The organism is Rhodococcus sp. 05-2255-1e, assembly GCF_002259025.1.
Taxonomy (GTDB): domain Bacteria; phylum Actinomycetota; class Actinomycetes; order Mycobacteriales; family Mycobacteriaceae; genus Rhodococcoides; species Rhodococcoides fascians.
This window is the reverse complement of sequence record NZ_NOZE01000033.1, coordinates 418243-444161: the sequence shown is the minus strand read 5'-3', so window position 1 is coordinate 444161 and position 25919 is coordinate 418243. Positions and strand designations below refer to the sequence as shown.

Below are 25919 nucleotides of genomic sequence, written 5' to 3'. Positions count from 1 at the left end.
TCGACGGGTAGATCAATCCCGCCGAAACCTACGTGCGAACTCGGCGGGGGTCGTGTCGCATCGGTCAGATACAGCTGCAGTAGCTCGATCAGCTAGTGCCCACCGAACTCGAACATCTGGAATGGATATGTTGAATCGTCAGAATCCCCGCGTCAGTGTCGTCATCCCGACTCTCAACGAGGCTGCGAACCTTCGCCATGTCCTCCCGTTGCTGTCCCACGAATACGAGCTCGTGCTTGTCGACGGCGGATCCACCGATGGAACCATCGATGCGGCACGCGAGATTCGCAGCGACATCCGCGTGATCCGCCAGACCCGCAAAGGTAAGGGCAACGCGCTCGCCTGCGGCTTCGAAGCCGCCACCGGCGACATCATCGTCATGTTCGACGCGGACGGCTCTGCCGACGCGGCCGAGATCCCCCGGTTCGTCGATGCCCTGATCGCCGGTGCCGACTTCGCCAAGGGCAGCCGGTTCTGCGAGGGCGGCGGCAGCCACGACATCACGCCGCTGCGCCGCGCCGGCAACGGTGGTCTGCACCTGGTGGCCAACACGCTCTTCGGCACCCGCTTCTCGGATCTCTGCTACGGCTACAACGCCTTCTGGCGAGACCTGGTGCCGGTCCTGGATCTGCCCGTGGTCGATCAGCCGGGCAGCGAGGGAATGATGCTGTGGGGTGACGGATTCGAGATCGAGACCATCATCAACTGCCGCTTCGCCGAGGCGTCCGTACGGATCGAAGAAGTGCCGAGTGTCGAGTTGGCGCGCATCTACGGCCAGAGCAACCTACGCACCTTCTCCGACGGCTTCCGGGTGCTGCGCACCTTGATGACCGAGCGCATGCGCGCCCGCAGAATCTCCCGCAAGCACATAGCTCGCCCGTCGCGTGAGTCGATCGATGCCCGCACCGACATGGACCTCGAGTTCGAGGTCATGGAGTCGTTCGGCGAGGTCATCGAGCTACGCGAGAGAACGGCGTGAGTCTGCCGACTTCCTCGGTCGTCATCTGCGCGTACACGTTGGCTCGATGGTCCGAACTGTGCACTGCCGTGCGTGCAGTTCTCGATCAGAGCGTCGCTGCCGACGAGCTGATTCTCGTCGTCGACCACAATCAGCAGCTGGCCGAGCGCGCTCGAGCGGAATTCCTACCGCTGAGCGACACCGTGAACGTGGTCGAGAACAGCCACCCACGAGGACTGTCGGGGGCACGGAACACCTCCCTCGACCTCGCCACGGGTGACATCGTCGTCTTCTTGGACGACGACGCGTCCCCACGCACGACCGAATGGCTCGACGCCATTCTGTCCCATTACTCGGATGATGCCGTGTACGCCGTTGGGGGCTCTGCATACCCGGTATGGCCGGACAAGCGTCCGGCCTTCTTACCGGCCGAGGTAGTGGGTGAACCCGGCGAACTCGATTGGGTCGTCGGGTGCACCTACCGCGGGCAGCCGACGGAAACCGCTCAGGTCCGTAATCTCATGGGCGCGAACATGTCTTTCCGCCGCGCGCCGGTCGTCGAACTCGGCGGCTTCGTCTCCGGAATCGGCCGGATCGGACGCGTTCCGCTCGGGTGCGAGGAGACGGAACTGTGTATTCGCCTGCGCCAGACGCATCCCGACGCGCAGATCGTGTTCGATCCCTCGATCGTCGTCGATCACACCGTCAGTGCCGATCGGACGCGACCCCGCTACCTCATCACACGCAGCTACGCCGAGGGTGTGTCCAAGGCAGCGATCGCGCGCCTGATCGGTGCGGGCGACGCACTGTCGTCCGAGCGTGCGTACACCGCCAAGGTTCTCCCGCGTGCCGTCGGCCGTGAGACGAGCGCAGCTGCTCGCGGCAACCCGGCGCGGGCGTGGGGCGCGATGGCTGTGGTGGCCAGCGTCGGGGCCGCGGGAGTCGGTTATGTCCGAGGCAAATTCAGTGTGAGCCGCTAGCGGCACGTGCACGGAACTTCGTAGCCCACTACGAACTTCCACTCACGACCCTCGGTGCCACCGACGCCCGTTCCACGGAATTCAAGGCCCGGACGTGTCCACTGGGCTTCCCGGTGCCTCGGTTGACGAGTGTGATGCTGCGCGGTTCGTTCGGCGCGAGATGGAACCACGAATCGGACGCGTCGAAGCCGTCGACATCGACGCAGACGTACTGCGCCGCCCACTCGGAGGACACTGTGAGCTCCCACGTCCCGGCTCCGGTATCGACGACACTCGCGCTCAGGCCCACGGTGTTCTGCCGACTCTGCGCCCCGACGAGTGCGGTGTTCCGGGCTATCTCGACTCCGTCGTCACCCGCGAATACCACTGTGATCGCCGAGTACGTCCGACTCCCGAAACGGTAGGCGTGATTGGCATCGGTGAACGACCCCACGATGGAGTCCACCGTCAATTCGGTCGAGCCGTTCGAGACGACCGATACCGCCCGCTCGAACTGCTGCACGCCCCGCGCGGTGTGCAGTGCCACGCGCAGTGTGCCCGATCGGGCCGGGCCGTCGTTGACGAGCTCCACCGAATAACCGTCGAGACCGTTGTCGCACAACAGCACTGCGGTCGGTGCGCCGGCCCTCGCGAGCGCGTAGAACGGTGCCTTCGGTGCACCGGTGGCGTCGGTGATGCCCCACCCGGCACCGGGCACGGTGTCTCGTAACGTCAACACGAGCGCTCCCGCACATCCGGAAGACGCCCGCCGCCACCGACCGAACGCTTCCTCGAAAGCCTCGACGATCACCGCCCTGCCGTAGTCCAGGTAGAGCTCGGCGTCGTCCCGCCGAATCAGGTGCGGGTCGACACCGAAGACAGTGCGTACGTAGTGATCGCGGACGTCCTCGAAATCCCACGACGAACCGCGATCGCGAGGGACCGCGGATTTCCACTCGGGGTGATGCCCGGCCACCGCAGCAGATCCGAAGAACCTGTCGACCTGCGCACGTTCGGGAGGAACGGAGAAGGCCAGGCATTCCGCTGCGAATCGCACACCCGCGGTACGAATATCGGACAGTGGCCGAAGGTAGCCACCCACCCCGAAGTAATGGGCGATACCGTCTCCTACGTGGGTGTGCAACTCGCCGGTCGAGCTGGACGGGGACGACGTCACGTACGCGACGTCCGGCAGACGATCGGCGAGAAAAGCAGGAACGACGGTGTCCAGCATGTCCATTCGCTGATCCTCGGCCGCGAGACCCAGCATCGTCGGTTGCTGCTGCGTTTCGCTTCCGCCGCTGACGACCATCAGTGCCGGATTGGCGCAGACGATGTCCGCGAACGCGTGCAGCTCTCGGGCGACCGCCGCCGTGTACACCTCGTCGGTGGGCGGGTCGACGGTTCCCAGCATGACGTCCTGCCACACCATGATGCCGAGTTCCGCGCACAGAGACCAGAATTCGGCCTGCTCGTACACCAGCGTGCCGACCACGCGCACCATGTTCACGCCCGCCGACTGCAGCTGCACCAACGCTACGTGCAGGTCCTGCTCCGACGACCACAGTCGCACCGGATCGAGTGGGGTCCACGTACCACCGCGACAGAAGATCGGGCTACCGTTGACCACCAACTGCGCGCCGCCTCCGGAGCGATCAAGTACGACGGCGCGAAAGCCGATGTCGCCCAACGGGTATTCCACCCCGTTCACGTCCAACGCCACGCGGTAGGTCCTGGGCTGTCCGTGCGTGTGCGGCCACCACAGCTCGACGTCCGGCAGCGTCAGAGTCGTATCGATACGATCGACCGTTCCGAGCTCGAACACGCTGTCTCCGATCAGGATTCGCGTCGACGACGCGGAATCCAGCTCGGCGTGGACCGTGACGATACCGTCGGTGCCGCGGACCGTCGTCGACAGACCGACGCCACGAGGGCTCGACATCGGCATCATCGACACCGGCCGCCACGGACCCACCGGAACAGGCACGGGCCCGTACACCGGTGCCCGGCCCAGCATCGTCGTACGCTCGTGCCGCAGACCCTGCGCAGCGATCATCGAGGATCGCCACCGACCACGTGGCCGACGGGTCTTCAGATGTGCGGCAAGGGATTCGATATGAACTGCAATGGTGACGGTCGGCCCGCAACCGGTCAGATCGACAGTCTCGGGCACGAACATGGACGTGACCGTTCGCCGATGTACACCGTCCACCCAGATCTGGGCCCGAGTCGCAATTCCGTCGAAGGTCAGCCGCACCTCGGGGTATTGGCCGGTCGGGACGGTGGTCGCGTACCACCAATCGTGTTCATCCGGAGCACAATCGGTGTCACCGAGCGCGCTCGCCACCGTGCCGGGCACGACGGCGTCGAGCCACTCGAGGTCGGCAGGCAGATCAGCGGGGTCGAGGATGGATCCGGCGTCGGTTCGGGCCAGCCGCCACGGCACGCCGTCGAGCAGATCGATCACGCGCTCAATGCACCCACGACGATATCCATCGCTGTCGCCCAGTTCTTGCTCATGTCGTTCAGCGGTTCGTCGAGCACCACGGCGCGGCCACGCGCTGCTCGCGCCATCCGGAACTGCACGGCCTTCGCGCCGGACGAAGCGTCGAGGAAATGCTGCGCCGCGTCGCCGGCTCCACGTATCCCGCGGCTCTCGAGGTACTGCACGTAGTTGGCGGCAAGCTCCGCGGTGGCACCGAATTGTCGGAGCAATCCGAACGACCAAAGATGAAAGGCGTCGGGCCCGGACGTCTGGACGAGCGGGATGTCGGCCACGATGCGCCGAGCGAGGGCATCGACGGGATTGCCCGGTGCCCTTCTGGACAGATGCGCCCGGGCGACGTCGAGGTCGCGGTCACCGACACCCGCGTCGAGCACTGCCGCGTCGACTCGAACCTGTTCGACGTACGGCAGCAACACCTCGGCGTGAGGCTCGGGCGCGAGATTGAACACCCCGTCGAAGTCCGCCCCGGTCAGCTCGAAGTAACCCCGGTTGTGGAAGTAGCCCATCACCTTGTCGTCTCGGTTGACGAGATTCGGCACGATGGTGGTCTTGGTGTGCTGATTCCGGTAGCTGGTGCCTGCGGTGTCGGGAAGCCAGAAGCCGTCGACCTCCACCGTGACGTGGGTGCCGTCGAGCAGCCCTTCGACGACGTGCTCGAGAACGGGTCGCCATACGTTCATCTCGGCCACGCCGATGCCGTAGAGCGCGCGCAGATCCTCGGGCAGAATTTTCACGAAGTCCCACTGCCGTCCGTCACATCCGGCGCTGAGCACGAACGCGAGCGCCGGGGTGGGATCGGCACCGAGCGAGTGCAGTACCTCGATCCACAGATCGACGTAGCAGTTGGTCTCGGTCCAGATGCGGTCGTGGTTGTGGATGGGATGAGGCCGGTAGCTGATGGGGTCGAGTTCGAGAACCCGGAGGCCGGTACCGAGCCTCTCCAGCACTGCATCGTTCGACATGACGCGCCTCTCCTACCGGAACAATGTCGGACGGTCCCCGAGCCGCATTTGTCCATATTGCCTGCATCCAGGCCACTCATCGTAGCGAATCGGTTTGTTCTACGCTTCCGATCCGGCGGTAGGATTGTTTTCGACGCAACTGCTACTTACTGATCCACCGTTTGAGCGTCTGTACAACAGGAACCCGAAAACGCGGGCAATCACACAACGAACAGTTGGTTCCGCGGCGGTAATGCTGATGCGCAGCTTGTTCGTGTCGACACTTGCATATCCGCTCTGAGCTGGGCACATGCCGAGTGTAGACAACACCTGCAACATCCATGCCCATCTCGGGCGGACACGAGGAGGCACGAGCGCAATGCGCCGTTTCGTTCGCAGCGCAGCGCTGGTCGTGGGGTGGTGCCTCCTCGCCGTAGCTCTCGGAATGTTTGCCGTCCGACAGGTCGGCGTGACCGAGATCACTTTCGTTGCTTTGGTGGTCGGAACTCCGTACCTCGGAGTCGCCACCGTCGCGGCGCTTCTGCTCTTCGCCGCCGCCCGCTCACGTATCGGATCGGCGGTCGCAGCCGTCGTCACCGTCGCCGTCGTGGGCGTCCAGGTGCCGATGTTCCTGGCCGACGGGCCGGACAACTCCGGACCGGACCTGTCCGTGTTGACGGTCAACGTAGCGCACGGGGACGCCGATGCCGGCGCTATCGTCGACGCGGTCCGTGATCACGACGTCGACGTGCTCGCCGTCCAGGAACTCACGCCCGAGGAAGTCACCGACCTGAGTGGTGCCGGTCTGGACGACCTGCTGCCGTTCTCCTTCACCGCCGCACTGCCCGTGGCCGACGGCACCGGATTGTGGAGCCGAACACCGTTGACCGACGGCACCCGACTGGACGACTTCGGCTTCGTACCGGTGCAGGCGAACACCGTCGTCGACGGCACGTCGCTGACCCTCGTCTCGTTCCATTCGATGTCACCCGCGACGCCGCGCCACACCACCCAGTGGGACGCAGACCTGGCGAGGATGCGGGCCATCATGGATACCTACGGCAACACTGCCATCGTCGCGGGCGACTTCAATGCCACCAACGATCACCGGCAATTCCGCAGGTTGGCATCGGCTCCGTTCTCCGACGCGGCCGACGCTGCGGGGGCAGGACTGTTCCGCACCTTCCCGTCGGAACGTCCGTTGGCGCGGTTGGACCATGTCGTGACCAGTGACAGCGTCCGCGCGCGGTCGGTGCAGCCGTTACCGATCCCGGAGAGCGATCATCTGGCGGTGCTCGCAACGGTGCAGTTGCCGTGACCGTCCTCGGCTAGAAGCGCGGAAGCTGAATGACCGGAGGCGGCGGCAGCTGAATCTGTGGGAGCTGGATCTGCGGCAGACCGGGAATCAGCGGTGCCGGGGCAGGTGCAGGAGCCGGTGCCGCGGGCGGCACGTACTCGGGCTCGGAATACGTTTGAGCCGGGGCCTGAACGGTCTCGGACGTGGGCGGCGGCGTTGTGGTCGGCGGTGGCGTCGTCGGCGTCGGGGTGACCCGGGTCGTCGTGGGACCTGCGGTGATCGGCACCGGTGAATCTGCCGGTGCACTGGTCGGGGCCGGCGACCCACCCCCGTATCCGAGAGACAGGCCGAGGGCGGCGACTGCGACGAGACCACCCGCGACCAGTACGGCACCGCGCACCTTGCGCTTCGAATCCGCTGGCTTGTCGGAGTGGGGTTCAGGGGTCAACCAATCGGGTGCACCGGTCAGCGACGCCGGGTCGGCCGCGGACTGCCGACCGCCCGACTGCGGATTCGACTGGGGATTGGACTGCGCATTCGGCTGGGGAACCGGCTGGTGCGGAGCCTCGACGACCGGTGTGGCGAGCAGTGCCGCTCCACGGGCCGCAACCGATTCGGGGTCTGCCGGAGTGACGACGGGTAACCCGACCCAGGCATCGAGTATCGCTCCGACCAGCGGTATTCGGGCGCCGCCGCCGATCAGGAACAGCGCGTCGACATGTTTGGGAGAACGCCCGATGACGTCTCGAACCAGGCGCGCGGAGTACTCGATCGGGACGGTCACCAGTGACTCGAATGCCTCGCGGGAGATCAGGATGACACCGCCGTCGCCCGGAAGACATACAGCGCCGCTCGTCGACAATTGTTCCTTGGCGACCCGGCACCGCGCGGTGAACGCGCTCAGTTCTTGGTTGTCGGCAATGTCGACGCCCTGCTTGGCCAACTGGTTGTCGGCGATCAGGCGATCGAAGTCGTCGCCGCTGATGTCGATGGTGCGTTCTGCCAGCAGAACTTGGCCTGTACCGCGGTCGATCACGCTGATCGTCAGACCCGAACTGCCCAGGTCGTACAACGCGATGGTGCCGAAATGCCCCAGCTCGCCCGACGCTTCGAGGTACTGCAGCGCAGCCCGAGCCTCGGGAACGAGTCGATAGTTGTACAGCCGCTGACCGGCCATGGCCTGCTGGATCTCACCGAACTGCTGCTGGTCGCGATACGCCACGCCGGTTGCCTGCACTGGGCCACCGTTGCCCGGTTGCGAGAGCACCACACCGATGGACTCCGCGGCCAGTTCCTCGGCCCGGTCCCAGTAGGCGTCGACGGTGTCGTGGTGGAAGTCGAGGCGTCCCGAATCCTGAGGGCGCAGGTCGGGTCGAGCCATGCGCACCGCGCTGGCCCCCACCGACACACCGAGAACTTCGGTCATTACCTGCCTCTTGTCGATTTCCCCGTCAACACACGCCGAGACTTCATGTCACGAACCAGTCTCGATCCCCCCAATTGATCACTGTAGCGCGTCGGTGCGGCTGCGCCGCAGTGGTGCGTTCAGGTGCCCCCTGGGGCACCCGGCCACACCACTACAGTTGCGGCATGCGAGTTCTGTTCGTCTGCACCGGCAACATCTGCCGATCTCCGACTGCGGAGCGCCTTGCGGTCGCCTTCGCCCGTGAGGGCGGATTCGAGCTGACCGCCAGCAGTGCCGGGACACAGGGACTGACCGGGCACGCGATGGACCCGACGGCAGCGTTGGTGTTGTCACAACTCGGCGGCGATCCCGAGGGCTTCGTGGCTCGACGCCTCACTCCGGCGATCACCGCCGACGCCGAACTCGTTCTGACGATGACCGCGTCGCATCGCGACGCCGTCCTCGCACTGTCGCCGAGGCACATGCGTCGCACCTTCACCTTGCTCGAGGCGTCGAGCCTGGCCGCGGCGTCGGGCGCACGATCGGTTGCTGCCCTCGCCGACGCGCGGGCCGTCCACAGCGTCGAGACGCTGGATATCGGCGACCCGTACCGCCGCGACCCGTCCGTGTACGAGGAAGCCGGCGAGCTGATCGCAGCATCGTTGCCGAATGTTCTCCGACTGGCGCAGCCGTAACCTTCGACCCACCACGAATTCGCACGCTGCGGTAACGTTCTCGCATCATTGCCGACCACCCGGGTGCGGCCACGGCGTTAGGGTCTGTTCATGCGCGACAAGGTCATCGCGTTGGCAGCAGTGGCGAGTGCCGGAGTAGCCGTCACCGTGGGTCTGGTCATCGGTGCCCTCGGTGGCGCGTTCGACGATTCGAGCCAGGACGTCAGGCCGCCTGCGCTGAGGTCGGACTCCCTCAGTTCGGTCCAGGCGTCTCCGACGTCCGCGATCGTCGTGGTTCCGCCGTCGCCCACCTGGCAGGTCGCGGTGCCCACCACCGCCAAGCCGCCGACAACGACGCCGGAGCGGCCTCAGACGACGACGCGGACACCCCGAACAACCACCAAGCGGTCGGACCGAACTACCACGACCACCACCGACGAGGACTCGACCGACGAGCCCGCGACCGACGAGCCCACGACCACCGAGTCGGGCCGGTAGATCTCACGGACGGCCCGCTGCCAGATCGGGCGCGCTGTCTCCGATTCTCAACGCGGCCACCAGTTCTCGATACAGCTCGTCCGACGCCATGAGCTCCGCATGCGTTCCACGTGCGCGTACCACCCCATCGTCCATCACCAGGATGGTGTCGGCGTCGAGCACGGTGGACAACCGATGCGCGATGGTGACGACGGCAGCATCCTCGGCGATGGAACGGATCACCTCGTGGATCGCCGCCTCGGTGCGTCCGTCGACCTGAGCCGTCGCCTCGTCGAGCAGCAGGATCTGTGGGCGTCGAACGATGGCTCGCGCCAACGCGATTCGTTGCCGCTGCCCACCGGACACCGTCGAGCCGATCAGGTCGGTGTCCAATCCCTCGTCCAGAGCGCGGATGGTCGAATCCAGGTGCACCGACTCGAGCGCCGCCCAGATGTCACCCTCACTGGCGTCCGGGTGACTGAACAACAGGTTCTCCCGCACAGAACCGGGGATCACCGGCGTCTCCTGCTCCACGTAGGACAGTCGAGAGCGCACCTCGTCGATCGTGAGCTCGCTGTACGGCGTTCCGCCGAGCCGTATCTCGCCGCTCTCGGGCGTCAGGAACCGCAGGATCAGCGAGAACACGCTGGTCTTGCCTGCACCGGAGGGACCGACGATCGCTGTGTGGCCGCGCGCGGGGACGTCCAGGTCGATTCCTCGCACGGCCGGCTCTCGTCCCGGACCGTAACGTGCTGTCACACTTCGGAATTCGAGCGCCGGAGCAGCATCGACAACGGAACGGGTCGGCGCGGGGGTACCTTCCTCTCCCACTTCGACGACGAGGTCGTCGATCTGACGTATCCGCGCCGCCGCGGCCATACCCGCCTGCAGCGCGGTGATGTTGGTGGCGAGGGTGGAGACCGGGCTCATGACCTGAAATGCATAGAGCAGAAACGCGATCAAGCTGGATACCGCAAGATCCCCGGTGCTGACGCGGTAGCCACCGAGGCCGAGAATGCCGATGATGGCCAATTGCACGCCGCCGCCCGCGAAGGTCCACGCCAGTGCCGAGATCTTGACGGCGTGCACGCTGTGCCGAGCGGAGGTCCGCGCCTCCGCGATGACGCGTTCGGATTCGCGAGTCTCGGCTCTGCTGGACTTGACCGTTCGGATGGCCCGCAGGGTGCCGTCGAGAATGCCGCCGAGTCGTCCGATCGCTTCCTGTGATTGCCTCTGCGCGATGGCGATCGGAGGCATCAGCCGGGCGAACAACACTGCGATCGCCACGATGGCCACCGCGATCGCGCCCAGCAACACCAGATCCAGAACCGCCATCAGGATCAATGCGCCCACCAGACCCACGACGCTGTTGACTATGGCCACCAGCGCATTCGATGTCGCCTCACGCAGCAGCACGGTGTCCGAGGTGACGCGGGTGACCAACTCACCGGTGGGCCGAGTGTTCAGGCTGCCGACCGTGGCACCGAAATACCTCCGCACGATCGACTTGCGTGCGTCGAGCACGATCCGCTCTGCCAACACCCCGAGGACGATCCACTGCAGATACAGAACGGCCGAGCCGACGACCAACAGGGCCACCAGAACGACGACGGGAACGATCAGCGACGCGTCGGTGCCGAGTCCGTCGAGCACACCCTTGGCGACCATCGGCGTAGCCAACGCCGTTCCGGTACCGATCAGGCCGAGCATCATGCCCAGAATCAGGGTGCGCCGATGAGGCCGCACGAACTGCCACAACACCCGTAGGTTGGGTACCGTTATTTTCTTCTTCTCGGCTGTCGCGATCTGCACATCGACCATGTAGTCAGTGTGCAGCAACGATCAGCTGGTACCGATCGCGTCCCAGATCATATGGACTGTGGTGCCGTTCTGATCCGACGTCACCGCCGCGGTATCGGCCAGCGCCCGCATCAGTGGGACGCCTCGACCTCGGTTGGAATCGGAATTGCGGGTCGCCCAATCGCCGCGGTCGGTCACCTTCACATCGATCCGGCCCTGCGCACCGCACAACACTCGAATGTCGAGGGTTCCTCGGTCGGTGTGATCGCGATACGCATGTTCGACACTGTTCGCTATCGCCTCGTACGTCGCCAACACGACGTCGTACGCGCGATCCGGGTCGACGCCCAACTCGTTCAACCAGTCACCGAGTTCACGCCGAAGCTCCGACGCTCGATCCGCATCGGCAGGCTCGTCGGTGAACAGCAGTTCTTCCATTCGCGCACCTGCCGTCGAGATCGAACTGTCGGTACGTGAGTCGTCACCTCCGAAGAGAGTCGCCATCATGAATCCCGTCTACCCAAAACTTCAGGATCTACCCGCATGAATCGCAACGAGCGCCTCGTCGACCGTCGCATAGATGCCGAACACCTCGTCGAGCCCGACCAAAGTCAATGGACGCCCCGTCGCCGGACCGTCCGCCACCACGGCAAACCCGGCAGTACCGCCCAGTTGCTGATGCGTCGACGCCAACAGCGACATGCCTGCCGATGCGAGGAAACCCACATCACTGAGATCGATGACCACAGCCGACGGCGACTTCTCGAGCACCAGAGCCACGGACTCGGACAGATCAGGAGCCGTCACCAAATCCAACTCACCCGACACCGACAGAACAACATCCTGATCACGCCATTCAACAATCACATCGAAATGCTGGGGTCCGAGCCCCGATTCGTCCGCAGTCACACGAAGACTTTACCTCGCTCCCCCGCCCCGCCACCGCCGCCGAAGTCCACTCAACGTGACATCGACCCCCGAAAAGTCCACTCAACGTGACATTGACCCCCGAAAAGTGTCGATGGTCGTTCCGCAGGCTCCACTCCGGCCCACCGAACGTGACATTGAGTCCCCTCGGGGTGGCCTTCGGGTTGTTTTGCCGCCGTCGGCTCACTCAGCCGAGGGGTATCGATCGCATTAGGCTTGTCCAGGTGATCGAGGGCCTGCATTCCATGGACGGTCGCGGTCTGCGTCGTCGCTCGCCCGGGCAGTACGTCGCGGTCATTGTGGGCGGCGCGGTCGGTGCGGCGCTTCGGTACGAGGTGTGGACGTGGCGGGCGACGCCGCGGTGGCAGCTGTTGTCCACGTTCGGTGTGAATGTGTTCGGCTGTCTGCTCGTCGGTGCTGCGTTGGGGTATCTGTCCGGTCGTCGGGCTCCGGTGACTCGGGCCGGGCTGTTCGGTCTTGCGTGCGGTCTGACGACGTTCGGTCTGTATGCGTTTCAGGCGGTCACCCATCGCGGGGCGTGGAATTCGGTGATCTATCTGGTGGCGACGCCGGTGTTCGCGTTGATCACGATGGCGGTCGGGGCTGCGATCACGAGACCGGCACGAACGAGCCCGACGCTGTGACGACGTTGATTCTGGTGGCGGCCGGCGGCGGACTCGCGGCTCTGGGCCAGTTCGTGTTCTCGTTCGCCCTGCGGTCGAGGCGACGGGCGACGGCACTGAATCTGGTGGCGTGTGCCGCGCTGGGGTTGGTGTTCGCACTCGATCCGCCGAACGCTGTTCGCTCCGTGGTGGCGGTCGGGTTTCTGGCGTCGGTGGCTCCGTTGGCGGGGACGACGCTGGCGACGATCGGGCTTGCGCGAGATCGTCGGTATCGCTCGGCAGCACTGTTCTTCGGCGCGAACGTGGTGGGTGGAATTGCCGCGGTGATGTTCGGGTTCCTGACGTGGAAGTCCGGTGTGACGCTCTATCACAAGATTCTGTGACCGGATCCGGTCAGTCGCTTCCCGAATCCTGGCAGGAGCCCTGCACTCCGGCCTTGACGAACCCTGCGATTTGGTACAGGTACGTGAACTCCCATTCGACGAGTGAGAAGTTGTACGCGCGAGGCGTCGGACGCATCGTGACGGTTCCGTCGAAGCACTGATCGAAGATGTAGCGAGCCCGCGGGAGGTGGTATCGCCACGTGACGACGATGACGTGGTTCCAGCCGCGTTCGCGGGCAAGGGTTTCGGTGAACATGGCTTCGCCACGGGTGGTCGAGGGCGACGGCGGAATGCACAACACCTCGAACTGCGACGTGGACGCTGCGCAGGCTTTCTTCATCGTCGGATCGCTGGATCCGTAGGGATCGGACAGCACCACTGTTGTGGCCAGGCCTTGTTGGGCGAGCGAGATGCCGTAGGCCTCGCGTCCGTCGTGTTCGCCGCCGAGCACCACGATTGCGTCGGCGGCAACGAGCGGATCCACCCGAGCTTTGGTGAACGCGAGGTAGCCGCCGACACCTACCGACGACACCAGGACAACCGGGATCGCCAGGGCGAGAAACAGCAACCAGCGTCCGCGGAACACCTCACCAGGTTAGGGAAGGCGCTCCGCGAGCGCGCGGTCAGCGACTCATATCACTCGCTGGGCTGCGGCACGGTGACATTGCAGTCCGTGACCTCGGGGTTGATTCCGAAGTAGTTGAGCGGACCTGCAACGACGGTGAGGGCGATGGTGCCTGCACCTGCACAGTTCTCGGGCGCGTTCTCGAAGTCTCCGCGCTGGTACGACGCGAATGCGCCGATGATCAGCCAAACCAGAACGATCAACGTTACGAATCTCATTGGTGCCCCCTTAGGCGGTCAGCCGCCGTTCGGCTGTCGAAGGGCAGGTATGTCCGATTGTGGCAGGCTTCAAACCACGTCACGTGCGCTTCGACAGAGTCTCCGACAGATAATCGTCGAGGGCGCGTTCCTGTACCCGGTCCAGTGCGCGCGCCAGTTCTGCCTGTGCCGATTTCATGGCAAGGCTGCGCATCTTCTCGAACATCTCGGTGGTCTCGGCTACCTCTCCGGACTTGGGCAGCCAACCTGGACCGTGTTTCGCGGCCAGATGGTCGGTCACGCTCCCGACCATCGACTCGGCGATTTCGTTCATTTTCGACGCGGTCCGCTCGTGCTGGTCGAGCAGACGTTCCAATGTGAAGCCGTACTGACTCAGGTCGACGAACACCTCGAGGAGGGTCGGATCGAGAATCTCGCACTGGTCACCGTCGATTCTGATCAGTTTCGCTTCGATCAGTCGGGCAACGATGTCGTCGTTGTCCTCACCGAGAAATTGCGCAATCAGTTCGACGGGAATGACCGTGGTTTCGGCCGACGACCACTTGCGAGTCACGATTTCCTGCAGGCCCAGGATTTCTTCCAGGTCTTTGCCCTGCTCCCAGCCCGACAGGAAATCGGCTATGTGCGCCGAGGTGAACCCCCGCTGAAGCAGCGAGTCGATCACCTTCAATCGAGTCAGGTGATCGTCGTTGTAAATACCTACTCGTCCTCGGAGCGTGGGCGGCGGCAGCAGCCCGCGTTCCTGGTACGCCCGCACGTTGCGAGTGGTCGTCTTGGCCTCTCGGGCCAAGTCGTCGATTCGATACTCCACCGAGCTCCCTACCTCCGCCGCGCGTCGACCTTCAGGATATACGTCGACCACGCGGCGGAAGGAAGAGCCGAATCCGACCGTCATCGAAACGACAAGCGTGCTCTCGAGCGATTCAGGAGTGGGCGACGACCTGTGCCGGTTCCTGCGGCAGGTCGACGCGGCGCGGAACCATGGTGAAATCGCCCTGTTCGACACCTCTGAGTTGGTTGACGTACTGGGTGGCGAAACCCGGGAACATGGTCGCGTTGAAGCCGTCCTCGGTGAGATACCAACTGCTGCAACCGGAATTCCAGGTCGTCTTCGCCAGTTTGCGCTGCATGTCCTCGTTGTAGGCATCCTGGACGTCCTGGCGCACATCGGCGCTGTGCAGATCTCCTTCGAGTACCAGAGAGATCGCCTCGACGATGTAGTCGATCTGCGCCTCCATGTACACCAATGCCGAACTGTGTCCCGGGCCGGAATTCGGCCCGAAGGTGAAATACATGTTCGGATAGCCCGATACTGCAATGCTCTTGTACGCCTTGGCTCCCGCGCTCCATTCGTCGGCCAGCACGCGGCTGTCGCGTCCGGTGATCGGAATGGGTGTTCCGGTGTTGGACACGTCGAACCCGGTCGCGAAGACGATGGCGTCGAACTGATGCTCGACGCCTTCCACGGTTCGAATGCCCTTGGGTGAGAGCGTCGCGATCGGCCAGGTCACCAACGTGCAGTTCGGCTTCTGCAGGGCCGGGTAGTAGTCGCTGGTCATCAGCAATCGCTTGCAGCCGGCCCGGAATCGGGGTGTCAGCTGTCGCCGCAGCCACGGATCGCGAACCTGCTGACGCAGATGCGCGCGCCCGACCAGTTCGACGATGCGCGTCAACGGGGTCTTCCACACGACACCGAGGGCAACGGACTCGTGCCCCCAGAACCACAGCGACCGCGCCAGGGCCTGCGTCTGCGGGTACCGGGCGTATCGATGCTTGGTGCCTGTCTGCACCTTTCGATTGATCCTGGGCAGCGTCCAACCCGGGGTGCGTTGGAACACCTTGACCGTATCGGCGATCTTCACCAGTTCGGGCACGATCTGTACCGCGCTCGCCCCGGTTCCCACGACCGCGACCTTCTTACCCTCGAAGTCGTAGTCGTGATCCCACCGTGCACTGTGGATCTTGTGTCCCTCGTAGGTATCGATGCCTCGAATGTTCGGCAGGCTGGCATTGGCGAGCGGCCCCGACGCCATCACCACCGTGCGCGCCCGAACATCGGGGTGCCCGTCGATGCTCACGTGCCAATGCCCGGCCGCCTCGTTCCAGATGATGTCGACTACGTTGTGTCCGAATCGAATACGCGATCCGATGTCGAACTCACGCACCATTGTGTGGATGTAATCGAGAATCTCACCACTACCGGAATAGGTGTGCGACCAGTTGGGATTGGGCGCGAAACTGTACGAATACAGCCTCGACGGTATGTCGCAGGCTGCGCCCGGGTAAGTGTTGTCGCGCCAGGTTCCACCGACGGCGCTGCCGCGTTCGAGGATCGCGACATTCTCGATTCCACTGTTGCGCAGTCGGATAGCGGTACCGATTCCGGCGAATCCCGCACCGACGATCACGGCGTCGAGTACACCTTCGCGCACATCGAAATCGCTCATGCGACGGGCTCGTAGGTCAGTTCCTTGGCCCAGGTGGGCTCGGAATTGAGAGTCTTGGTCGGGTACCGGCGAGTGAGCTTCACCAGGCCATCCGCAACGCGGTGGTATGGATGCTTGCGGTTGATGACAATGCTGCTGTGCCACTGCACGAATCGATACATCGGCACGCGGAGCGCCTCGGGGCTACGCTCCCCCACACTGCGGAATCGCTTCATCGCGGTGTAGAGCCGCTCCTCGTCGACACCCATCTCGACGATGTTGTCGCGCATCTTGTTCAGCAGTGGGATGTAGCGCAGCAATCCGACGATGAGGGCCGGGTTCATCCAAGCACCGATGGTCTCGACCACCAGCTTGCGCATCCGGGAATGCCCGAGCAATTCGATGACCGCGAAATCGACCGCCAGATGCCGAGATTCGTCGGAGTTGATCTTCTTGAACACGGCCTGACACACCGGATCGTCGATCTCGTCCATGATGAACTTCACCAGCGCGCCGTCCAGGGCCACCTCGAGCATCGGTATGACGGTGCCCAGCACGGTCAGAGACAGCCCGTCGGAATGCTTGTCGAGCCAGTCGATGACGAGCTTGACGTTGACGTTCGGCTCGGGCATCCGGTCACCGTCGAGCATGCCCCAACGACGCATGAGAGCGAGCTCGGCGTTGGCGTGCTTCTGCTCTTCCGCGTGGAAGTAGCGATAGATCTCCGCGAGAGTCTCGTTCGGTGCCTTGAGCGCCATCGCCGCGAAGCCGCGAGCGCCCACGTTCTCGATCCACATCAGATCGGACATGAAGGGCTTGAGTTTGGCGTGCAGTTCGGGGCTGATGGTCTCGGCTCCCGGGCCGTCCCAGTCGATGTCCGCCAATGCCCACTGACGGTCCTTGATCTTGGTCAACATGTCTTCGAAGTCCATTGCCATGTCAGGCTCCTGTGGTTGTCGAGGTGAGGGATTCGTTCTTCGCCGGCTGCTGCTCGGCGGGCAGCACACGATTGAGCAAGCCGAGAAAGCGCACGTACACGGCGGGCAGCAATCTCTTGAACCGCCAGACGGCTTTGGCGTCGAACTGGGGCACGACGTAGAGCCGGCCCCGGTCGAATGCATCGAGCGTTCTGGCAGCGATCTTGTCGGGAGACCGTCCGGTCCAGCGCATCGCGAACTCGGCCAGTCGGGACGAACTCGCGGTGATCCGGCCGTCGACGGCAACGTTGGTCTTGACGAAGGTGGGACACAGAACCGACACCCGCACACCGGTACCCGAGAATTCCGCCGCCATCGTTTCCGACAGGCTCATCACTGCGGCCTTGCCGACGTTGTACGGACCCATCAGCGGCGCAGCGGCGAAGCCGGCGGCGGACGCGACGTTGATGATCCCGCCCTCACCCGCGGCCCGAAGCCCGGGCGTGAACACCTCGCAGCCGTGGATCACGCCCCAGAGGTTGATTCCCAAGGCCCAGTTCCAGTCCTCGAAACCGATGTTGCCGACGGGCTTTCCGCCGATTCCGACGCCTGCGTTGTTGATGAGCACCGTGGTGGGTCCGTCGAACTCGATACTTGCACGCAGGGCCAGTTCCTCGACGTTCTCGCGGATCGACACATCGCACTCGACGGCGTATCCGGTGCCGCCGAGGGCGTTCACCATCGCGACGGCCTCCTGCGCTCGCGGCAACGAGATGTCGGCGCACATGACGGCTCCTCCACGTCGAGCCAGTTCCAATGCGAACGCCCGGCCGATGCCGCTGCCTGCGCCGGTCACTACCGCTCTCGACCCGTACGAGGGTCTTCCGGTCTTGCTTCTCATCGACATACCTGTTCCTTCGAATCATGTTGTAGGGCTTGATTATCGAGCGCATACGCGATGAATGCGGATGCATGCTCTAGTGCTCGGTCGGCCTCGGGGATCAACCTCGGGAGAGCTTGGAACACATGCATCTGATCGGGCCAGATTTCGAGTTCGCTCTCTCCGCCGGCCGCGTCGATCATGGAGTGCAGGTGTCGCGCATCGCCCCTGAGCATCTCGGCTCCGCCCACCTGGATCAGCGTCGGTGGCAGCTCTCGCACACGTCCGAGATCGAGCCGGAGACGCGGGAGATCCGCATCGTGGCCGTCGGTGTACAGCGCCACGAGTCCTCGCGCTGCCTTCGCCGAAATCATCGGGTCCTTGCGCGTGCGTTCCATGCGCGCCGATAGCTCGAAGTCGAGATCGATCAACGGCGAGAACAACACCAATGCTCCCGGCTGCGGCGTCGCGATTCGGTCGTTCTCGATGATCAGGTCAGCGGCCAGGTGTCCGCCGGCAGAGTCCCCGGCGATGACGATGTTCGATGCGTCGTACCCCTGGCCCAGCAGCCAGCGGTACGCGGCTTCGAGGTCGTCGGCTGCGGCGGGAAATGGGTGTTCCGGGGCGAGCCGGTAGTCGACCGTGAACACCGGCAGGCTCGTCGCCCTGGACAATCGTGCGGTGAGACCACGGTGCGTCCGCGCCGAGCAGATGACGTATGCACTGCCGTGGATGTAGAGGATCACGCGTGGCCCCGGCGACAGGCCGGGCGCTCGCACCCACTCACCGCGAACCGGGCCTTCGGCCACGAGGTCCACTGCCGTTCCTTTCGGGACCGGACCGCACAGGTTCATCGAGGTGGCGACGAGGCGTCGAGAGAACTCGATGCCGCCGCGTGAGGTCGGCAGCAGGTTCGTCATCGGACGCAGAATCAGCCGAGTCATCAAGGCAGCCAGACGGGTTCGCCGAGACCCGGCCCTGAAAGCGCCGCGAGGCAGGTAGTCGTCGTCGGTGGTCGGAGTCACGTCATCACCCTCACCCGCTATTCACCATTTGTCAATGGCCTATTATTTAGTGGCGAAGTGTGCGACAGTGGCGTCCAACACCGAAAGCGCAAGGGAGCGAGCACACGTGACGATGTTCAGGAGTAATCCACCGGCGGAACTGGATGCGTCTGCCATCGGTCCCGAGGACAGGATCTTCGAGTTGGAGATCGCCGAGGTGACCCGCGAGACCGAAGATGCGATCTCCCTCGGCTTTCTGGTTCCCGAGCATCGGGAAGCGCAGTTTCGGTACGAGCCGGGACAATTCCTCACCCTGGAGATTCCGTGCACGGACGGCGGATCGGTGGCCCGGTGCTACTCCTTCTCCAGCTCTCCGGTCCGGGACCCGTTCCCCACTGTGACCGTCAAGCGCATTCAGGACGGTCTGGCATCACACTGGTTGCACGACAACGCTGTTCGTGGGATGCGACTCAAGGCGCTGAAGCCGTCGGGCATGTTCGGACCCAAGAGCTGGGACGACCATTTCGTCCTGCTGGCCGCCGGCAGCGGCATCACCCCGATCATGTCGATACTCGAGACCGCCCTGGTGCAGCACGAGAATCGAATCACCCTCGTCTACGCCAACCAGAATCGCGACTCGGTGATCTTCGCAGAGCGACTGACCGAACTGCGGTCTCGCTTTCCCGAACGACTGAACGTTCACCATTGGTACACCTCGGAATCGGGGTTGCCCACCGCTGCGGGACTGGCTTCGCTGGGTGCGAACATTCCGGCCGAGTGCGAGGTCTTCCTCTGCGGCCCAGCGCAGTACATGAACGTCGCCGAGGAGTGGCTTGCCCGCACCGGCACGACCGCGCGCAGAACACATCGCGAGGTGTTCTCCTCCTTCGACTCGAATCCGTTTCGGCCCGACGCCACGACGATCTCCGACGAAACAGGAACGAACTCCGTCACCGCTCAGGTCGAGATCGACGGAATGGAGACTGAGTTCGCCTGGAATGCGGACACCAAGTTGCTCGACCGACTCCTCGAGTTGGGTCTCGACCCGCCGTACGTATGCCGCGAAGGAACCTGCGGCGGTTGTGCGTACACCCTCACCGAGGGCACGGTGAACATGCTCGCCAACGAGACGCTCGACGAACACGAACTGCAGCACGGCGTCCGACTGGCCTGCCAGTCCGTGCCCGATTCCACGAGCGTTCGTGCGGTGTTCGACCGCTGATCCCGGAGGAGGGCGCTCAGCCCTCGAGCGTCAACGAATGCGGCTTCGAGGCGAACGCCGCGGCGGAGCCGGAGGCTCGTACAATCCCCGCGATACCGCCCCAGACCATCATGGTGAGGTAGTCGATGAGCTCGTCGACCGTCATGGTCCGGTCGAACATCCACCAGTGCGACGCCAACCGGACCGCACCGATCATGGCGAAAGCGAAGGGCGTCGAGCCGGCCGTCGAGAACTCCCGCTCTCGAAATCTGTCGGCGATGACGGTCGTCAGCAACTCTGCGATCAGTTCTTCCGATGCGGTGACGATGTCCTGGTTGCCACCGACCGCATTGTTCGCGTGCACGTAGATGTAGATCTCGGGATCGGTGGCGACCGTCGTGACATAGGCAGTGATCACGGCACGGGTGAGGTGATATTCGTCGAGATCCTCGGAGATCGCGTCCCGGATCCGAGGCACCAGTGCAGTCTCGACGTATCGCGCCATCGCGGCGTTCGCGAGCCCCTTCTTGTCGGCGAAGTGTTTGTACAGAACAGTTTTCGAGACGTGGTTCGCCGCGGCGATCTCGTCCATCCCGATGTCGTGCCCATGCCGACGAATGGCGGCCAGTGTGCAATCGAGTAGTTCACGGCGCCGAGTGATCCGGTGATCGTGCCACCGATGGCTTCGCCCGTCGACCTTCTCCGGCACGGTCACGCCGAGCGCGAGACGGTTCGTGATCCCCTCAACAGAATCGAGGCCACCAACTCCGGATCGTCCGACATCGGAACGTGCCCGAGCCCCGAGTAGGTGCGAACTTCTGCCTGCGGAAACGTTCGACGCACCAGCGGTGCCTGATACACCGGCAACACCAGGTCCTGGCGTCCCCACGCGACGGTGACAGGAACGGACTCGTCGACCGGAACGCTGAAGCGCGGCACTGCGTTTCCGGCCGCGTCGATCGCACGATTGGTAGTGATGCTGAGCGCGTCGATCGTGGCCGTTGCCGCGGGAACTCGCCACGGCTTGGCGTAGAAGACAGCGTTGGCGATCGTGCGTCCCACGACCGAACGCATGACGGTCGGTGCGATCGGGCTCATCACTCGAGACAACGCCCGCAACAGACGGAACACGAAGAGCGCCCGAGTCTGATCCCAGTGTCCGCGAAAGAAACCGGCCGGTGACAGGGCGGTCGCCGAGGCGACCGACCCGCGGGCAGCAAGTTCCATCGCGAAGTATCCACCCAACGAATTACCGGCCACGTGCGGCTTCTCGCCGTCCACCGCAACGTAGTCGAGAAATCGCTCCAACTCGGCCACGATCCACGGACCCAGGTCGAATTCCTCGGTGGGCAAGTCCGGTGACGCGCCGTGACCGGGCAGGTCCACCGTCACCACTCGTCGATGCCGCGCCAGTATGTCGACGACACTGTCCCACGCATGTTGTCTGTGCACGATGCCGTGAATGAGCACCAATGTAGGGCCCTCACCCCGGATGGTGTGCGCGAGGGTCAGACCGTCGATGTCGGAAGTCACTGCGTGCCGACCTTTCTCGGCCAGATGCGGTATCCGGGCGCGATATCCGCCCCCGCCACACGGGCGTTGTCCGCTCGGCCGAACGTCATCGATTCCGTCAGATCGTCGAATCGTGCGTCGATCCTGTCGAGAATGTAGTTCTGCCGCACCGACCAGGGACGTTCGGTCCCCGATTTGGGTAGCTCGTTCAAGGAACGCGTGACGTATCCGGAGGCGAGGTCGACGACCGGACGAGAGTCCACGGCCTTGCCCTGTCGGTCCGGGATCGCATGGGTGTAGCCGTGAGACCGCATGTACACCAACAGTTTGGCTACTGCCTGCGCCGTCATGTCGGCCTTGAGCGTCCACGATGCATTCGTGTACCCGATGGACCATGCAACGTTGGGTACGTCCTCGAGCATGTGACCCTTGTAGACGAACTTGTCGTGCACCTCGAGCCGCTCACCGTCCAGAGACAATTCGATACCCCCGAACGCCTGGAGCTTCAATCCGGTTGCGGTGACGATGATGTCGGCGGGGATCTCGTCACCAGATTCCAACCGGATCCCGTCGGCGGTGATCTCGGCTATCCGGTCGGTCACCACGGTCGCGCGGCCGGAGCGAATGGCCTTGAAGAGATCGCCGTCCGGCACGACGCACAGCCGCTGGTCCCACGGGGCATACGTCGGCTTGAAGTGCTTGTCGACGTCGTATCCACGCGGAAGCTGCGCCTTCGTCATCGCCCGGAACACCCTGCGGGCCGTCTTCGGCGCACGTCGACACAGCTGATACGAGCCGACCATCAACAGTGCATTGCGCCACCGCAGTGCACTGTGCGCGAGGGAGTCCGGCAGCACACGCTGAGTGAGGGTGGTGAACGGATCGGTCATCGGCAACGACGCGATGTAGGTCGGCGAGCGCTGCAGCATCGTCACCGACGCAGCATCGACCGCGAGCGAAGGCACCAAAGTGATTGCGGTCGCGCCACTTCCGATGACAACGACCCGCTTACCGGTGTGGTCGAGACCTTCCGGCCACTGCTGGGGATGCACCACCTGCCCGGTGAACTTCTCCATCCCGGGAAGATCCGGGGTGTACCCACCCGAGTAGTCGAAGTAGCCGGTACACAAGAACACGAATCGACTTCGATACGTCCGCGGCACGCCGTCGGACAGCGTGTCGACGGTCCATAGGTCGGTCGACGAATCCCAGTTCGCCGCAACGACGGAGGTAGAGAAGTGCGTGTGCTCGTCTATGCCGTTGGTGTGAGCGGTATCGACGATGTAGTTACGAATGTCTTCGCCATGGGCAAGCAGAGTGTTTCCCTGCCAAGGCGTGTGCGGAAACGAGAACGTGAAGATATCGCTGTCCGAACGAATTCCCGGGTACCGGAACAGATCCCAGGTACCGCCTGCTCGCTCGCGCCCTTCGAGGATCGCGTAGCTGAGCTCCGGTGCCATCTCCTGCAAGCGATACGCGGCTCCGACTCCCGAAATACCCGCACCGACGATGAGCACATCCCTGAAGTTGTCGTGGATCGAACCGTCGACCTCGGGCCAAGTATATGCATTCATCGACGCGCCTCGCTGTCTCACCGAACACCATCGCCCGGACGCCGACCCAGCAGCGACACCGCGACTAACATCACATAATGTGCCATTGACTGGTGGCGGTGTCAATGGCAGCCTTCGTGACAACACAGACAGGAGCTGTCATGGACCGCTTTCTCTTCGTTGGGTGTACACCCAACGCAACCGGAACCAGTAGCCGATGACTCCCGTGGCGGTCGGGGCTGCGGGAGTCATCGCGCTGATCCTGCTCACGTCGAGAGGGTCGGGACTGGACTTCGACCGGCGCTCGTTGTCGACGGCCTACTCGGCACGTGCGACGCGCGCACGCCGTCGAACGTGGTGGCCGCGTTCGACGAAGTAGTCACAGCACGCCGAGCAGCACAATTACGACTACTTGTCGTAGTGACCCGAAACACCCGTGGTCGGACGTATGTTTCGGACCGTCGAGTTCGACTCATACTTACCGGCGTCGTCCGCGACGTCACCGCTCCGCATTCCGGAGACGACCTACACGAAAGAGGGATACCGATGGCCGACTTCATCGACAAGGCTCAGCACAAAGCAGAAGAACTGGCCGGGACTGCGAAGGAGAAGGCCGGTGAGGCCACCGGTGACGACAGCCTTCGCGCCGAAGGGGCCACCGACCAGGCCAAGGCCAACACTCAGCAGGCTGCCGACAAGGTTTCCGACGCCGCCGAGAGCGTTGCCGACTCCGCGGCCGGCGCTGCCAAGCAGGCCAAGCACGCAGCTGCAGACGTTGCCGACAAGGCAGCCGAGACCGCCGCAGACGTCAAGAGCGCCGTCCAGGACAAGGTCGAGAACGTCGACGTCGACGACGTGAAGGAGAAGGCCTCCCAGGTCGCCGACAAGGCAGCCGAGAAGGCCTCAGCCGTCGCCGACGACGTGAAGACCACGGTCCGCAACATCGACAGCCAGGATGTGGCCGAGGCCGCGAAGGTCGGCACTCCGATCATCGCCGCCATCGCAGCCGCGGCCGGTGCCGTCGCATTCGTGCTGATCCGTCGCCGCAACCGTCGCCGCAGCGCTGCACACCTGTTCGTTCCGTCGAAGCGCACCACCCGCAAGCTCGCCAAGAAGGCGCGTAAGCACAGCTTCTGAGGGTGATCATCCGAAAGCCCCGCCTCGTTTTCAGGCGGGGCTTTCGCTCGTTCTACAGCGGTTTCAGCGCCCGGCTGGGCACCCAGTGTGTGACGGTTTCGCTCCGGTCTCGCGACATCAGTTCGTAGGTGACGCGACCCAACCAATCGCCGTCGACGGTGATGGACCATTCGACCAGATCCCCCGGGACCACGCGTCGAACATCGAAGCCTTCCGGATTGAACTTCGACGCGTGATGCGGTGGTAGCGGGTAGAGGACGTTCAGATCGATCCACACCTTGAGCGGAGGTCTGAGCATCTTGAACGGACGCACGGCAGACGCGGGTCGAGGTTGAGCGCGTCGTGCCATCGTTCGATCATACGTTCGATTCGAATGCAGTCCTACCCATCCCCGCAACGAGAAACGGCCACCCGCACACGAGGTGAGGATGGCCGTCTTCGATTGGGATGAATCAGATGCCGAGCGATCCTGCCAGGAACGGCCAGGACTTGTGCAGGTCGTCCTGCCAGTAGCCCCAGGAGTGGTTGCCGACCGGACGGAAGTCGACAGTTGCCGGGATTCCCAGCTGGTCGAGACGCTTGGCCAGGTTGGACGTGCAGAAGTTGGTGGCCAGCTCGATGCCGCCGCCGACGATGACCTGGTTGGCGAGCGTCGCCGGATCGTTCTTCAGTCGCGGGTTGGCGAAGGTGTCGTTCGGGATGCCGGGCAGTCCGCTGCCGGTGCTCATGTAGATCTGGGTGCCGCGCAGCTTCTCTGCGTTGAGCAGCGGATCGTTCTCGCGCCACACGGGGCCGTCGAGCGGGCCCCACATGTTCTCGACGTTTCCGCCGCCGTATGTCTCGACGACGAGCTTGACGAACTGCTGACCGATCGGGTCCGAGGTCTGCGCGCAACCGCTGTAGGCCGCGACGCCGGTGAACTTGCCCGGGTACTTGATCGCGATGTTGAGAACCGATGTGCCCGTCATGGACAACGCTGCCAGCGACTGGCGACCGTTGGTGTCGAACTGGGCGTCGATCAGCGGAGGCAGTTCTTCACCGAGGAAGGTGCTCCACTTGTTGCTGCCGAGCTTCGGATCGTCCTGCAGCCAGTCGGTGTAGTAGGACCACTTGCCCTTCTGCGGAGTCACGATGTAGGCGTTCTTGTCCGACAGGAAGGCCTCGGCGTCGGTCTGCGACTGCCACGATGCGGCATCCTCGCCGCCACCTGCACCGTTGAGCAGGTACAGCACCGGACGCGACACGCTCTCGTCGGCGGGGCGCTGCACCGTGACCGGAATGGTGCGGTTCATCGACGCGGAGTACACCTGGAGCTGAACCTGGCGGCCGTCGAGGGTGTTCACCGATTCGATTCGCGAGCCGTTGCTCGACTGAGTCGTTGCGGCGGGCAGTTCGTCCGCGGACGCGACGGGCGTCATCAGCGCGGTCGGAAGAATCGCCACTGCGAGGGCGACGGCCGCAGCCGAACCGAATCGCTGGAAGCCGTGTCGTCGAGA

The 25919-nt window shown here is 64.0% G+C and carries 28 protein-coding genes; 10 read left to right on the top strand and 18 right to left on the bottom strand.

What is annotated here, in order from left to right; genetic code table 11:
- The first annotated feature begins 127 nt into the window (after positions 1-127).
- Entirely contained in the window at positions 128-979 is an 852-nt protein-coding gene (locus tag CH262_RS21110; protein WP_373453795.1) for a glycosyltransferase family 2 protein, read from the top strand.
- Positions 976-1938: a glycosyltransferase family 2 protein gene (locus CH262_RS21105; protein WP_027495624.1), complete on the top strand. Its 963-nt coding sequence runs from the start codon at positions 976-978 to the stop codon at positions 1936-1938. The genes CH262_RS21110 and CH262_RS21105 overlap by 4 nt, the downstream gene beginning before the upstream one ends.
- A gap of 28 nt (positions 1939-1966) precedes the next feature.
- Here CH262_RS21105 and CH262_RS21100 read toward each other — a convergent pair whose 3' ends face one another.
- Together CH262_RS21100 and CH262_RS21095 are read right to left on the bottom strand one after the other, a co-directional pair.
- On the bottom strand, positions 1967-4384 hold the full coding sequence (locus CH262_RS21100; RefSeq protein WP_094718370.1) for a glycosyl hydrolase 2 galactose-binding domain-containing protein: 2418 nt from the start codon (positions 4382-4384) through the stop codon (positions 1967-1969).
- Complete coding sequence (locus CH262_RS21095; protein WP_094718369.1) at positions 4381-5385, bottom strand: DUF1839 family protein; 1005 nt, start codon at positions 5383-5385, stop codon at positions 4381-4383. The genes CH262_RS21100 and CH262_RS21095 overlap by 4 nt, the downstream gene beginning before the upstream one ends.
- Before the next feature lie 358 nt (positions 5386-5743).
- On the opposite strand from CH262_RS21095, the gene CH262_RS21090 reads away from it, so the two are divergent.
- On the top strand, positions 5744-6682 hold the full coding sequence (locus CH262_RS21090) for an endonuclease/exonuclease/phosphatase family protein (RefSeq protein ID WP_094718368.1): 939 nt from the start codon (positions 5744-5746) through the stop codon (positions 6680-6682).
- Between the two features lie 10 nt (positions 6683-6692).
- Here CH262_RS21090 and CH262_RS21085 read toward each other — a convergent pair whose 3' ends face one another.
- Positions 6693-8087 (bottom strand): Hsp70 family protein, encoded by a 1395-nt coding sequence (locus CH262_RS21085; RefSeq protein WP_094718367.1) that lies wholly within the window; start codon positions 8085-8087, stop codon positions 6693-6695.
- Positions 8088-8251: 164 nt separating this feature from the next.
- Here CH262_RS21085 and CH262_RS21080 point away from each other — a divergent pair, with 164 nt between their 5' ends.
- Positions 8252-8761, top strand: coding sequence for an arsenate reductase/protein-tyrosine-phosphatase family protein (locus tag CH262_RS21080; RefSeq protein WP_032366897.1), 510 nt, complete (start codon positions 8252-8254; stop codon positions 8759-8761).
- A gap of 90 nt (positions 8762-8851) precedes the next feature.
- A complete protein-coding gene (locus CH262_RS21075; protein WP_048317517.1) occupies positions 8852-9238 on the top strand; it encodes a hypothetical protein in 387 nt (128 codons plus the stop codon).
- Positions 9239-9241: 3 nt separating this feature from the next.
- On the opposite strand, the gene CH262_RS21070 is transcribed toward CH262_RS21075, so the two are convergent.
- Genes CH262_RS21070 through CH262_RS21060 form a run of 3 tightly spaced genes read right to left on the bottom strand, consistent with a single transcriptional unit; the run spans position 9242 to position 11881 of the window.
- Entirely contained in the window at positions 9242-11038 is a 1797-nt protein-coding gene (locus CH262_RS21070) for an ABC transporter ATP-binding protein (RefSeq protein ID WP_094718366.1), read from the bottom strand.
- 21 nt (positions 11039-11059) lie between these two features.
- On the bottom strand, positions 11060-11524 hold the full coding sequence (locus CH262_RS21065) for an ATP-binding protein (RefSeq protein WP_094718365.1): 465 nt from the start codon (positions 11522-11524) through the stop codon (positions 11060-11062).
- A 21-nt stretch (positions 11525-11545) separates the two neighbouring features.
- Positions 11546-11881: an STAS domain-containing protein gene (locus CH262_RS21060; protein ID WP_027495615.1), complete on the bottom strand. Its 336-nt coding sequence runs from the start codon at positions 11879-11881 to the stop codon at positions 11546-11548.
- A 287-nt stretch (positions 11882-12168) separates the two neighbouring features.
- Between CH262_RS21060 and CH262_RS21055 the strand changes: the two genes are divergently transcribed.
- Positions 12169-12588, top strand: coding sequence for a fluoride efflux transporter FluC (locus tag CH262_RS21055; RefSeq protein ID WP_256988896.1), 420 nt, complete (start codon positions 12169-12171; stop codon positions 12586-12588).
- Complete coding sequence (locus CH262_RS21050) at positions 12585-12950, top strand: CrcB family protein (protein ID WP_094718364.1); 366 nt, start codon at positions 12585-12587, stop codon at positions 12948-12950. Before CH262_RS21055 ends, CH262_RS21050 begins: the two co-directional genes overlap by 4 nt.
- Before the next feature lie 10 nt (positions 12951-12960).
- On the opposite strand, the gene CH262_RS21045 is transcribed toward CH262_RS21050, so the two are convergent.
- The 7 genes from CH262_RS21045 to CH262_RS21015 form a co-directional block, all read right to left on the bottom strand.
- Positions 12961-13536, bottom strand: coding sequence for a YdcF family protein (locus CH262_RS21045; RefSeq protein WP_032374993.1), 576 nt, complete (start codon positions 13534-13536; stop codon positions 12961-12963).
- A 50-nt stretch (positions 13537-13586) separates the two neighbouring features.
- Positions 13587-13793 carry a hypothetical protein gene (locus tag CH262_RS21040; RefSeq protein ID WP_027495611.1) on the bottom strand — a complete coding sequence of 69 codons (207 nt, stop codon included), beginning with the start codon at positions 13791-13793 and terminating at the stop codon, positions 13587-13589.
- Between the two features lie 79 nt (positions 13794-13872).
- A complete protein-coding gene (locus CH262_RS21035; RefSeq protein ID WP_027495610.1) occupies positions 13873-14604 on the bottom strand; it encodes a MerR family transcriptional regulator in 732 nt (243 codons plus the stop codon).
- Between the two features lie 112 nt (positions 14605-14716).
- Entirely contained in the window at positions 14717-16240 is a 1524-nt protein-coding gene (locus CH262_RS21030; protein WP_094718363.1) for a flavin-containing monooxygenase, read from the bottom strand.
- Positions 16237-17157 carry a hypothetical protein gene (locus CH262_RS21025; protein WP_032366903.1) on the bottom strand — a complete coding sequence of 307 codons (921 nt, stop codon included), beginning with the start codon at positions 17155-17157 and terminating at the stop codon, positions 16237-16239. Before CH262_RS21025 ends, CH262_RS21030 begins: the two co-directional genes overlap by 4 nt.
- A gap of 1 nt (position 17158) precedes the next feature.
- Positions 17159-18037: an SDR family NAD(P)-dependent oxidoreductase gene (locus CH262_RS21020; RefSeq protein WP_032371856.1), complete on the bottom strand. Its 879-nt coding sequence runs from the start codon at positions 18035-18037 to the stop codon at positions 17159-17161.
- Complete coding sequence (locus CH262_RS21015; RefSeq protein WP_306436794.1) at positions 18034-19041, bottom strand: alpha/beta hydrolase; 1008 nt, start codon at positions 19039-19041, stop codon at positions 18034-18036. The genes CH262_RS21020 and CH262_RS21015 overlap by 4 nt, the downstream gene beginning before the upstream one ends.
- 112 nt (positions 19042-19153) lie before the next feature.
- Here CH262_RS21015 and CH262_RS21010 point away from each other — a divergent pair, with 112 nt between their 5' ends.
- Positions 19154-20242, top strand: a complete 1089-nt coding sequence (locus tag CH262_RS21010) for a ferredoxin--NADP reductase (RefSeq protein ID WP_094718454.1) — start codon at positions 19154-19156, stop codon at positions 20240-20242.
- A 16-nt stretch (positions 20243-20258) separates the two neighbouring features.
- Here the strand turns inward: CH262_RS21010 and CH262_RS21005 are convergent, their stop codons facing one another.
- Genes CH262_RS21005 through CH262_RS20995 form a run of 3 tightly spaced genes read right to left on the bottom strand, consistent with a single transcriptional unit; the run spans position 20259 to position 23307 of the window.
- On the bottom strand, positions 20259-20936 hold the full coding sequence (locus CH262_RS21005; protein WP_094718362.1) for a TetR/AcrR family transcriptional regulator: 678 nt from the start codon (positions 20934-20936) through the stop codon (positions 20259-20261).
- Positions 20933-21754 (bottom strand): alpha/beta fold hydrolase, encoded by an 822-nt coding sequence (locus CH262_RS21000; RefSeq protein ID WP_373453794.1) that lies wholly within the window; start codon positions 21752-21754, stop codon positions 20933-20935. The genes CH262_RS21005 and CH262_RS21000 overlap by 4 nt, the downstream gene beginning before the upstream one ends.
- On the bottom strand, positions 21751-23307 hold the full coding sequence (locus tag CH262_RS20995) for a flavin-containing monooxygenase (RefSeq protein ID WP_094718361.1): 1557 nt from the start codon (positions 23305-23307) through the stop codon (positions 21751-21753). Before CH262_RS20995 ends, CH262_RS21000 begins: the two co-directional genes overlap by 4 nt.
- Before the next feature lie 196 nt (positions 23308-23503).
- Between CH262_RS20995 and CH262_RS27800 the strand changes: the two genes are divergently transcribed.
- Both CH262_RS27800 and CH262_RS28475 read left to right on the top strand, forming a co-directional pair.
- A complete protein-coding gene (locus CH262_RS27800) occupies positions 23504-23665 on the top strand; it encodes a hypothetical protein (protein WP_155291285.1) in 162 nt (53 codons plus the stop codon).
- A 167-nt stretch (positions 23666-23832) separates the two neighbouring features.
- Entirely contained in the window at positions 23833-24423 is a 591-nt protein-coding gene (locus tag CH262_RS28475) for a CsbD family protein (protein WP_094718360.1), read from the top strand.
- Positions 24424-24475: 52 nt separating this feature from the next.
- On the opposite strand, the gene CH262_RS20985 is transcribed toward CH262_RS28475, so the two are convergent.
- Both CH262_RS20985 and CH262_RS20980 read right to left on the bottom strand, forming a co-directional pair.
- Entirely contained in the window at positions 24476-24772 is a 297-nt protein-coding gene (locus tag CH262_RS20985) for a hypothetical protein (RefSeq protein ID WP_027495602.1), read from the bottom strand.
- A gap of 103 nt (positions 24773-24875) precedes the next feature.
- Positions 24876-25841 carry an alpha/beta hydrolase gene (locus CH262_RS20980; protein WP_205914390.1) on the bottom strand — a complete coding sequence of 322 codons (966 nt, stop codon included), beginning with the start codon at positions 25839-25841 and terminating at the stop codon, positions 24876-24878.
- Between the last annotated feature and the right edge of the window lie 78 nt (positions 25842-25919).